Raw genomic sequence first — 3,049 nt, forward strand, 5'->3', positions numbered from 1 at the left:
GCGCCGCACGCGAGTGACAAAGGGCAGGAAGTTTGTTGTGAATCCAGTCAACGCGGTCAGCGACCGAGTCAAGAGCAGGGGATCCGTGCACCGCGAGATTTTCCGCCGAATAGCGTGGGTGTCGCTATTCGTCGTGCTGGCGAAAGTTGTCGGCGCGGGGAAAGAGATGACGGTCGCCTACCAGTACGGAGTGAGCGCCGGTGTCGACGCCTACCTGTTTGTTTTCAATTTCGTCAACTGGCCGGTCAGTGTCTGGTTCGCGGAGTTGACAATCGTTCTGGTGCCTTTGGCGGCGCGCATTCAACAGCAATCGCCGGCCGAACTCGCGGCCTTTCGCGCGGAACTACTGGGGTTCTCGCTGCTGGTTGGCGGCGGGCTGGCGGTGCTGACTGGCGCAGCGATGCTGTTGCTGTTGAAGTCGCCGTGGTCGGCACTGCCGCCGGAAGCCGTGCAAATCGCCATAGAAATAGTACCGGCGCAAGCGCTGCTGGTGCCGCTGGGCATTCTGGCCAGTCTGTTCTCCGCATGGACTTTGACGTCCGGCAGGCATGCGGTCAGTTTGTTGGAGGGCGTCCCCGCGCTCGTCATTATGGCGACGCTGCTGCTCCTGCCGGCGCGCGGCATCGAGGCCTTGGTGTGGGCGACGGTTGCCGGGTTCCTGCTGCATGCGTGCAGTCTTGCGCTTCCTCTTGCCTGCCGCGCCGAAATAGAGCGGCCCCGTTTCGGCATGTCATCACCCCACTGGAGAATTTTCTGGCAGGGCTTCGGCATCCTCCTGGCCGGGCAGGCATTGTGGACGCTGATCAGCTTCATCGACTTGTTCTTTGCGGCGCGTCTAGGCACTGGCGGGGTGTCAGTTTTAAATTACGCCAATCGCATCCTCGCACTGCTTCTTGGACTAGGCTCAATGGTGGCCAGCCGCGCGATGCTGCCGGTGTTCTCACGTGCCGAGGCGCGCGGCGGCGAGAATGTGTGGCCTCTGGTGTGGGACTGGGCGCGTATTCTGTTTCTGGTCGGGCTTGCCGGAACGTTGGCAGGCTTGTGGCTTGCGCCCTGGGCGGTCCGCGTCCTGTTCGAACGCGGCGCATTCACGGCACAAGATTCTGAAGCGGTGGCGGAAATCCTGCGTTACGGACTGACGCAGCTTCCATTCTATTTCGCCAGCCTGGTGCTGGTTAATTATGGATCGAGCCGCCGCCGGTACAAGCTGCTTTTCTGGCCTGCCGTTATCGGCATTGTGGCAAAGACGGGGGCGAACTTGATGCTGATTCCATTGATGGGGATGAACGGAATCGCGGTTGGATGGGTGCTGGTCTATGCGCTGATCACACTGTACTTGTGGACGACACTGAGGCGCTTGAAATGACGGCATTGACGAATTCGCGGGCGAACAGCCGCAGAGACAGAGCAGGATAGAAAGATGAAGATTCTCTTCTTCATTTACACGTTGAGCGGAGGCGGAGCGGAGCGGGTAACGGCCACGCTGGCGAGCCATTGGGCCGACAAGGGATGGGATGTCACCATCGTATCCGTCTCGGCCGGAGGCCATGATGAATACGAGGTCGCACCGGGGGTCCGCCGTATCGCCCTGGATATGGCGGGAAAGAGTTCGAGCATGATCGCGGCGGTCCGCGCGAATCTTCGCCGGGCGCGGGCACTGCGGGAAGTGCTGCTGCAACTGAGGCCGGACGTGGCGATCGCGGTGGAGAGCAGCGCCAGCATCCTCCTTTCGCTTGCGGCGCGGAGGTTGCATGTTGTCACCATTGGCTCGGAGCACAGTTTTCCTCCGTTCACACCGCTCACGGCGGTCTGGAATCGCCTGCGCCGGCGCGCGTACGGCAAGCTTGACGCTGTGGTGGCACTGACCCGGGAATGCGCCGACTGGCTCAGAGAAAACACTTCGGCTCGCCGTATTCCGGTCATTCCTAATCCGGCGGGATGGCCGCTCGTGCCGCATGTCCCGGTCGTCGAGCCGTCCCTCCTGTGTGGCCGAGGAAGAAGAATTCTGCTCGCCGCAGGCCGCCTTAGCCCGGAAAAAAACGTGGGCATGTTGATTGAAGCGTTTGCCGCACTGGCGGCGCACCATCCCGAATGGGACTTGGTGATCGCCGGTGAGGGCGGCGAACGCGCAGTGCTCGAGCGGCAGGTACGTGCTGCCAGCTTGGAACAGCGCATTCTTTTCGCCGGCCGCGTTGGCAATCTCGGCGACTGGTACGGGCGGGCCGACCTGTATGCGATGACCTCACGTTTTGAAGGCTTCCCCAATACGCTCGTCGAAGCGCTCGCGCACGGCGTGCCGGCGGTGAGCATCGATTGTAAAACCGGGCCGCGCGACATCATTCGCCACGGCGTTGACGGATTCCTGGTGCCGCCGGACGACATGAGGGGATTGCAGCGGGCGCTGGCGTTGCTTCTTGGCGACGCGGATCTGCGCGCGCGCCTTGGCGGCCGCGCCACCGATGCCCGTACCCGCTTTTCGCTAGAAAAGGTTTCCGCCCTCTGGGAGGACCTGTTCAACGAATGCCTGCGTGACAAGCATTGCCTGACACGCTCGGCGCGTGCGGGCACGCAGCGAATCGACGGAGCTTCCCATGAATATTAGGCCTGGCCACGCCGGGGAGTATTACCGCACTTCTAGCGTCACGGCGCTTCCCTCAGGCGCGCAAGACAAATTGCTAACTCGGTATTTCGTTGCGGTGCTCGCGGTGGTGCTGTTGCTCGTATATCTCGACTTCGGCAATTACGCAAATGCGCTCAACGAGGGGCTGCCGCCGAAGCTCTTCTATGCGGGTTACATCCTGATGCTGGCACCGTTGTTCCTGCGCTTTAAGACCTGGGTCGCCTATCTTCTTTCGCCGTTTTCGCTCTGGACCTTCGTTGTGATCTCCATCAACTGCGTGTACCTGCTGAGCGAGCTATCAGAAGGGCGATGGGTGCGAGCCGACGTTGCGGCAAGCCGGATCCAGATGCTGCTGCTGGCGCTGGTGCTGGGCATGGCGTTCAATGTCCGGCGCTCGCTCTATGAATGGATCTTCCCGTGGCTGGCCCT

Annotated in this window: 3 protein-coding genes; all 3 read left to right on the plus strand. The window is 61.6% G+C overall.

Annotated elements, in window-relative coordinates; genetic code table 11:
- A partial coding sequence (gene murJ, locus VEC01_RS00645; protein WP_324897725.1) for a murein biosynthesis integral membrane protein MurJ occupies nt 1-1,366 on the plus strand: 1,366 nt, incomplete at its 5' end.
- 54 nt (nt 1,367-1,420) lie between these two features.
- Nucleotides 1,421-2,602, plus strand: a complete 1,182-nt coding sequence (locus VEC01_RS00650) for a glycosyltransferase family 4 protein (RefSeq protein ID WP_324897727.1) — start codon at nt 1,421-1,423, stop codon at nt 2,600-2,602.
- The coding region (locus VEC01_RS00655) for a hypothetical protein (RefSeq protein ID WP_324897729.1) at nt 2,592-3,049 on the plus strand (458 nt) is incomplete at its 3' end. The genes VEC01_RS00650 and VEC01_RS00655, both read left to right, overlap by 11 nt.

The sequence above is a fragment of the Noviherbaspirillum sp. genome, from assembly GCF_035627455.1.
Lineage (GTDB): Bacteria > Pseudomonadota > Gammaproteobacteria > Burkholderiales > Burkholderiaceae_D > Noviherbaspirillum.